Here is a 7,841-nt window from a genome sequence, read left to right as displayed (position 1 = left end):
CCCGCCGCGAAGTACTCACGGTGCACCGAGGCGACGATGTCCGGCCGGGTCAGGCTCAGGATCTCGTTGCAGCCCTCCAGGTTCTGGAAGTCCTCCAGGGTCGGCTCCTGGGCCTGCAGCATGGTGCCCATGGCCCCGTCGGCGACGACGACACGGCTGGCGAGCGCCTCGCGGAGGGCGGCGGCACGGCTCCGGCTGTCTGCGGAGATGGAAGGGGTCGGCAACGAGGCCATGAAGGGGCTCCCTGGGCTGCGACGGCTGTCGGCTTTGCACCCTGGGCACAGGGTGCACGGGGCCAGCGTAACCATGGTTCGACCGGGGCGGACACGGCGTCCCACGTGGCGGACGGCATCCTGTGTGCGAGGACTCCCGGTACGGCCCCTTCTTCGAGGACACTGTCAGGTGCGAGGCAAGGTCGGCATGGACCGATAGTGTTCAGCATTGTCGAACATCGATATGTGTGCGTGCGTGAGGGAGAAGGGCCGGGCGATGGCGAAGAACATCCAGTCGCTTGAACGGGCGGCGGCCATGCTGCGACTGCTCGCGGGCGGCGAGCGCCGGCTCGGACTGTCCGACATCGCGTCCTCGCTCGGGCTGGCCAAGGGCACCGCCCACGGCATCCTGCGCACCCTCCAGGCGGAGGGCTTCGTGGAGCAGGACGGCCCCTCGGGCCGGTACCAGCTGGGGGCCGAGCTGCTGCGGCTCGGGAACAGCTATCTGGACGTGCACGAGCTGCGGGCGCGGGCGCTGGTGTGGACGGACGACCTGGCGCGGTCCAGCGGGGAGAGCGTGCACCTGGGGGTGCTGCACCAGTCGGGCGTGCTGATCGTGCACCACGTCTTCCGGCCGGACGACAGCCGCCAGGTGCTCGAGGTGGGGGCGATGCAGCCGCTGCACTCCACGGCGCTGGGCAAGGTGCTGTCGGCTTACGACCCGGTGGCGCACAGCCAGGCCGTGGAGGTCGGGCGCGAGGCGTTCACGCCGCGTACGGTCACCGACCTGGCGGACTTCGAGTCGCTGCTCGACATGACGCGGGCGCGCGGCTGGGCGGCGGACGTGGAGGAGACCTGGGAGGGCGTGGCCTCGGTGGCGGCACCCATCCACGACCGGCGCCGGATGCCGGTGGGCGCGGTGGCGGTCACCGGGGCGGTGGAGCGGGTCTGCCCGGCCGGGGAGCTGCGTCCGGAGCTGGTGGCGGCGGTGCGGGACTGCGCCCGGGCGGTCTCCCGGGACCTGGGGGCGGGTCGCTTCTGAGCCCGCGCCACGGCGGCCGGTGAGCCGGTCCGCACGGAGAGCGAACCCGTCGGTAACGATCGCGTTATCGGCGGGTTTTTCGCTTCCCAGACCCTTGACTCACTGTTAACCCCGGGGCAAAACTTCCGTTCATCGGTCGGCATTGTCGAACACCTACCGGCAATACGCGTTAGAGTGTGACAGTGCCAAGGGCCGTGGACGCCCTCACACGAGGGCGCGGACCACCGGGGCGAACCGGGGTCCGCCATCCCCTGGACGAAGGACAAAGGAGTCGCGGGTGTCCAGCTCCGACATCTTCCTCGGCGAGACCATCGGTACCGCCGTACTCATTCTTCTCGGCGGCGGCGTGTGCGCCGCCGTGACGCTCAAGAGCTCCAAGGCACGCGGAGCGGGCTGGCTCGCGATCACCTTCGGGTGGGGCTTCGCGGTCATGACCGCCGTCTACATGACCGCTTCCCTCTCCGGAGCCCATCTGAACCCGGCCGTCACGGTCGGCATCGCCGTCAAGACCGGCGAGTGGGGCGACGTGCCGGTGTACGTCGCCGGCCAGATGCTCGGCGCGATGATCGGCGCCGCCCTGGTCTGGGTCGCCTACTACGGCCAGTTCCTGGCCCACCTCACCGACCCGGAGACGGTCGGCGAGAAGCCCGTCGAGGGGCCCGGCCCCGTGCTCGGCGTCTTCTCCACCGGCCCGGAGATCCGGAACACCTGGCAGAACCTCGCCACCGAGATCATCGGCACCGTCGTGCTCGTCCTGGCCGTGCTCACCCAGGGCCTCAACGACAGCGGCAAGGGCCTCGGCGTCCTCGGCGCCCTGATCACCGCCTTCGTCGTGGTCTCGATCGGCCTCTCGCTCGGCGGCCCGACCGGTTACGCCATCAACCCGGCGCGCGACCTCGGCCCCCGCATCGTGCACGCCCTGCTGCCGCTGCCCAACAAGGGCGGCTCCGACTGGAGCTACGCCTGGATCCCGGTCGTCGGCCCGCTGATCGGTGGAGCCCTCGCAGCGGGTATCTACAAGCTCGCGTTCGCCTGATCCGTTCGCCTGACCCGTACGAGAACAGCCACAGAGCCCCGAGCCGTCCTTCCCAGACTTCCCATGGAGCACACCGTGACCGACGCCCACACCGCCGGCCCGTTCATCGCCGCCATCGACCAGGGCACCACCTCGTCCCGCTGCATCGTCTTCGACAAGGACGGCCGGATCGTCTCGGTCGACCAGAAGGAGCACGAGCAGATCTTCCCGAAGCCGGGCTGGGTCGAGCACGACGCCACCGAGATCTGGACCAACGTCCAGGAGGTCGTCGCCGGCGCCATCGTCAAGGCCGGCATCACCGCCGCCGACGTCAAGGCCATCGGCATCACCAACCAGCGCGAGACCACGCTGATGTGGGACAAGAACACCGGCGAGCCCGTCCACAACGCGCTCGTCTGGCAGGACACCCGCACCGACGCCCTCTGCAAGGAGCTCGGCCGCAACGTCGGCCAGGACCGCTTCCGCCGCGAGACCGGCCTCCCGCTCGCCTCCTACTTCTCCGGCCCGAAGGTCCGCTGGCTGCTCGACAACGTCGAGGGCCTGCGCGAGCGCGCCGAGCGCGGCGACATCCTCTTCGGCACCATGGACTCCTGGGTCATCTGGAACCTCACCGGCGGCACCCAGGGCGGCGTCCACGTCACCGACGTCACCAACGCCTCCCGCACCCTGCTGATGAACCTCCACGAGATGGCCTGGGACGAGCGCATCCTCCAGTCCATCGACATCCCGGCCGCGGTCCTCCCCGAGATCCGCTCCTCCGCCGAGGTGTACGGCACGGTAAAGGGCGGCATCCTCGACGGCGTCCCGGTCGCCTCCGCGCTCGGCGACCAGCAGGCCGCCCTCTTCGGCCAGACCTGTTTCGCCGAGGGCGAGGCCAAGTCCACGTACGGCACCGGCACCTTCATGCTGATGAACACCGGTGACAAGATCATCAACTCCTACAGCGGCCTGCTGACCACGGTCGGCTACCAGATCGGCGAGAACAAGCCGGTCTACGCCCTGGAGGGCTCCATCGCCGTCACCGGCTCGCTCGTCCAGTGGATGCGCGACCAGATGGGCCTGATCAAGTCCGCCGCCGAGATCGAGACCCTGGCCTCCTCCGTCGAGGACAACGGCGGCGCCTACTTCGTGCCCGCCTTCTCCGGCCTCTTCGCCCCGTACTGGCGCTCCGACGCCCGCGGTGTGATCGCCGGCCTCACCCGGTACGTCACCAAGGCGCACATCGCCCGTGCCGTCCTGGAGGCCACCGCCTGGCAGACCCGCGAGATCACCGACGCCATGACCAAGGACTCCGGCGTCGAGCTGACCGCGCTCAAGGTCGACGGCGGCATGACCTCCAACAACCTGCTGATGCAGACCCTCTCGGACTTCCTGGACGCCCCCGTGGTGCGCCCCATGGTCGCCGAGACCACCTGCCTCGGTGCCGCCTACGCCGCCGGCCTCGCCGTCGGCTTCTGGCCCGACACCGACGCGCTGCGCGCCAACTGGCGCCGTGCCGCGGAGTGGACCCCGCGCATGGACGCCGACAAGCGCGACAGCGAGTACAAGAACTGGCTCAAGGCCGTGGAGCGCTCCATGGGCTGGCTCGAAGAAGAGAAGTGACGAGGAGTAGACCGAGATGACCACCCCGCAGACCGTTCCCGCCCTCGGAACGCACCCGGCCGCCGGCTCGCTTCCGACCCGCGCCGAGACCAGAGAGCAGCTTGCCAAGGCGACGTACGACCTCCTGGTGATCGGCGGCGGCATCCTGGGCATCTCCACCGCCTGGCACGCCGCGCAGTCCGGTCTGCGGGTGGCCCTGGTGGACGCCGGCGACTTCGCCGGCGCCACCTCCTCGGCCTCCTCCAAGCTCCTCCACGGCGGCCTGCGCTACCTGCAGACCGGCGCCGTGAAGCTCGTCGCCGAGAACCACTTCGAGCGGCGCGCCGTCTCCCGGCAGGTCGCCCCCCACCTGTCCAACCCGCTCACCTTCTACCTGCCCGTCTACAAGGGCGGCCCGCACGGCGCCGCCAAGCTGGGCGCCGGCGTCTTCGCGTACTCCGCGCTCTCCGCCTTCGGCGACGGCGTCGGCCACCTCCTCTCCCCCGCCAAGGCGGCCCAGGACGTGCCCGAGCTGCGCACCGACAACCTCAAGGCCGTCGCCGTCTACGGCGACGACCAGATGAACGACGCCCGCATGGCGCTCATGACGGTCCGCGCGGCCGTCGACGCCGGCGCCGTCGTCCTGAACCACGCCGAGGTCACCGGGCTCCGCTTCACCAAGGGCCGGGTCACCGGCGCCGAGCTCAGGGACCGCATGTCCGGCGAGGAGTTCGGCGTCACCGCGCGGCTCGTCCTCAACGCCACCGGCCCCTGGGTCGACCACCTGCGCCGGATGGAGGACCCCAACGCGGCCCCCTCCATCCGCCTCTCCAAGGGCGCCCACCTGGTCCTCAAGCGGACCGCCCCGTGGAAGGCCGCGCTGGCCACCCCGATCGACAAGTACCGGATCACCTTCGCCCTCCCCTGGGAGGACATGCTCCTGCTCGGCACCACCGACGAGGAGTACGAGGGCGACCCGGGCGAGGTCGCGGTCACCGAGAAGGACACCGCCCAGATCCTGGACGAGGCCGCCTTCTCCATCCGCGACCAGCAGCTCGACCGCTCCCTCATCACCTACGCCTTCGCCGGCCTGCGGGTGCTCCCGGGCGGTCCCGGCGACACCTCCAAGGCCAAGCGCGAGACGGTCGTCACCGAGGGCCGCGGCGGGATGCTGTCGGTCGCCGGCGGCAAGTGGACCACCTTCCGCCACATCGGCCGCACCATCATGAAGAAGCTGGAGGCGCTCCCCGGCCACCCGCTGGGCGAGGACTACGAGTCGGTCTCCACGCTCCCCAAGCGGCTGCCGCTGCCGGGCATCGCCAACCCGAACGCGGTCGCCCACCGGCTGCTCGTCGACGGCCCGGCGCCCGGCCCCCGGATGGCCGCGGACACCGCCAAGCACCTGGCCACGCACTACGGTTCGCTCTCCTTCGACATCGCCCGGATGGCGAACGAGAACCCGGACCTGGCCCGCCGGATCCACCCGGACGCGCCGGAGATCTGGGCGCAGGTCGCCTACGCCCGCGACCACGAGTGGGCCGAGACGGCCGACGACGTGCTGCGCCGCCGCACCACCCTGACCATCCGCGGACTCGCCACCGACGAGATCCGCGCCGAGGTCGACGCGATGCTGCGCGCCAAGTAGCCGCCACGAGCCGAGGGGCGGTCTTCTCCGGGGAGGGAGAGGCCGCCCCTCTCGCGTGCCACACGGCCGCCACACCGCTGCAACACCCGGCGCGCAGAGTGGGGGCATGAAGTTTCAGGTGCTCTCGATCGTCCCCCACTCCCCGCACCCGCTCACCGGTGAACTCCCTTCCGCGGCAGCCCGGTTGGAGCAGGTCGTGACGCTCGGCGAGACGGCCGAACGGCTCGGCTTCGACGCCTACGCGATCGGCGAGCGGCACGCCGGGCCGTTCCTCTCCTCGGCCCCGACCGTGCTGCTCGCCGCGCTCGCCGCCCGCACCTCCCGGATCCGCCTCCTGACCGGCGTCACCGTCGTCGCGATCCTCGACCCGGTCCGGGTCGCCGAGGACTACGCCACCCTCGACCAGCTCTCCCGCGGCCGGCTCGAACTCGTCGTCGGCAAGGGCGCCGAGGCCGGTCACTTCGACCTCTTCGGGCTGGACGAGGCGCGCCAGTGGGAGCTCCAGAAGGAGAAGTACGAACTCCTGCGCCGGCTCTGGACGGAGGAGGACGTCGACTGGGAGGGCGCCTCCCGGCCGCCGCTGAAGGGCGTCACCACGATCCCCCGGCCGTACGCGGGTCTCCCGAGGATCTGGCACGGCTCGGCCACCAGCCTGCACTCCCCCGAACTCGCGGCCCGGCACGGCGACCCGCTCTTCACCGCCAACGCGATCCAGCCGCGCGAGGCGTACGCGCGGCTCATCGCCCACTACCGCGAGCGGTTCGAGGCGTACGGGCACGACCCGGCGCACGCGCGCGTGGCGGCCGGTTCGGGCGGGCTGCTCATCGCGGACACCCCCGAGCAGGCCGTGCGGCGCTACAAGGAGCTGTACGAGGCGAAGGTGGCGCAGAGCTTCCGGCCGCACCTGGAGGGCCGGGCCGGGTACAACACCCCGTTCCGCACTGTCGAGGAGGCGATCGCGGGCGGTCCGCAGCTGATCGGCTCCCCCGAGCAGATCGCGGAGAAGATCCTCGACTTCCACGCCCACTACGGGCACGACCTCCAGTCGGTCACGGTGGACGGCTTCGGGCAGTCGACGGCCGAACAGACCGAGACCCTGGAGCGGTTCGCCGAGGAGATCGCGCCGGTGCTCAGGAAGGAGGCGCCGAGCACGCTCTGGGAGGTGTGAGAGTCCCGTGTGCGGGGCGCGGTTCGTGGGTAGTCGATCAACGCCGCACGGGTTTTCGGGCGAGTCCGGGGGCTGCGGCCGGACGACCGGAAAGCCGTAAGGTTGGTCCGTACGACACGAACTTCGAAGAAGGAGGCGCTGGGTGATCGAGCTCGAGGGGGTACCCGAGCTGATCGACCCGGTCATGGTGGCCGCGTTCGAGGGCTGGAACGACGCCGGCGACGCCGCCTCCACCGCGGTCGCTCATCTGGACCGGGAATGGAAGGGCGAGGTCTTCGCGGCGCTCGACGCCGAGGACTACTACGACTTCCAGGTCAACCGTCCGACGGTGTTCCTGGAGAACGGCGTGCGGAAGATCACCTGGCCGACGACCCGGCTGTCCGTGGTCCGGATCGGCGGCGACAAGCCGCGCGACCTGGTCCTGGTCCGGGGCATCGAGCCCTCGATGCGCTGGCGCTCCTTCTGCAACGAGCTGCTGGGCTTCGCGCACGAGCTGGGCGTCGAGATGGTGGTGATCCTCGGCGCGCTGCTCGGCGACACCCCGCACACCCGCCCGGTGCCGGTCAGCGGGGTCACGTCCGACCCGGACCTGGCGCGGACGATGGAGCTGGAGGAGACCCGGTACGAGGGCCCGACGGGCATCGTCGGGATCCTCCAGGAGGCGTGCACCCACGCGGGCGTGCCGGCCGTGAGCCTGTGGGCGGCGGTGCCGCACTACGTGTCGCAGCCGCCGAACCCGAAGGCGACGCTGGCGCTGCTGAACCGGCTGGAGGACCTGATCGGGCTGCGGATCCCGCTGGGCGAGCTGCCCGAGGACGCGCGGGCCTGGCAGCTGGGGGTGGACCAGCTGGCGGCGGAGGACAGCGAGGTCGCCGAGTACGTGCAGACGCTGGAGGAGGCCCGGGACACGGCGGAGCTCCCGGAGGCGTCGGGCGAGGCGATCGCCCGCGAGTTCGAGCGCTATCTGCGGCGGCGCGACCCGGGCCAGGGCCCGGGGCCGGGCGGTCCCGGGGTGGCGACGGAGAGCGGGGACACCTCGTACCTGCGGGATCCGGGCAGCGGCCGGACCCGCCCGCCCAAGCCGGAGCCCGGGCCGGAGCCGGAACAGCCGGAGTCCGGCGAGGACGGCGGCGACACCGCGGAGAACTGAGAAGAGG

At 71.3% G+C, this 7,841-nt stretch carries 7 protein-coding genes; 6 read left to right on the top strand and 1 reads right to left on the bottom strand.

The genetic code is table 11. The annotated features are described in order from the left end of the window. On the bottom strand, positions 1 to 233 hold a 233-nt coding region (locus IF73_RS0123380), incomplete at its 3' end, for a homocysteine S-methyltransferase family protein (protein ID WP_031011282.1). 256 nt (positions 234 to 489) lie between these two features. Here IF73_RS0123380 and IF73_RS0123375 point away from each other — a divergent pair. The 6 genes from IF73_RS0123375 to IF73_RS0123350 all read left to right on the top strand — a co-directional run bounded on the left by IF73_RS0123375 (position 490) and on the right by IF73_RS0123350 (position 7,834). Further along, a complete protein-coding gene (locus IF73_RS0123375; protein ID WP_031011281.1) occupies positions 490 to 1,254 on the top strand; it encodes an IclR family transcriptional regulator in 765 nt (254 codons plus the stop codon). A gap of 277 nt (positions 1,255 to 1,531) precedes the next feature. Continuing rightward, positions 1,532 to 2,290 (top strand): MIP/aquaporin family protein, encoded by a 759-nt coding sequence (locus IF73_RS0123370; RefSeq protein WP_031011278.1) that lies wholly within the window; start codon positions 1,532 to 1,534, stop codon positions 2,288 to 2,290. Between the two features lie 75 nt (positions 2,291 to 2,365). Continuing rightward, positions 2,366 to 3,892, top strand: a complete 1,527-nt coding sequence (glpK, locus tag IF73_RS0123365) for a glycerol kinase GlpK (protein WP_031011275.1) — start codon at positions 2,366 to 2,368, stop codon at positions 3,890 to 3,892. A 16-nt stretch (positions 3,893 to 3,908) separates the two neighbouring features. After that, positions 3,909 to 5,516 (top strand): glycerol-3-phosphate dehydrogenase/oxidase, encoded by a 1,608-nt coding sequence (locus IF73_RS0123360; protein ID WP_031011273.1) that lies wholly within the window; start codon positions 3,909 to 3,911, stop codon positions 5,514 to 5,516. Positions 5,517 to 5,622: 106 nt separating this feature from the next. Further along, positions 5,623 to 6,684 carry an LLM class flavin-dependent oxidoreductase gene (locus IF73_RS0123355; RefSeq protein WP_031011271.1) on the top strand — a complete coding sequence of 354 codons (1,062 nt, stop codon included), beginning with the start codon at positions 5,623 to 5,625 and terminating at the stop codon, positions 6,682 to 6,684. Positions 6,685 to 6,826: 142 nt separating this feature from the next. Then, positions 6,827 to 7,834, top strand: a complete 1,008-nt coding sequence (locus IF73_RS0123350; RefSeq protein ID WP_031011269.1) for a PAC2 family protein — start codon at positions 6,827 to 6,829, stop codon at positions 7,832 to 7,834. Positions 7,835 to 7,841 lie beyond the last annotated feature (7 nt).

It is taken from the genome of Streptomyces sp. NRRL F-5727 (assembly GCF_000719555.1).
Classification (GTDB): domain Bacteria; phylum Actinomycetota; class Actinomycetes; order Streptomycetales; family Streptomycetaceae; genus Streptomyces.
This window is presented reverse-complemented; position numbering and strand designations above follow the sequence as displayed.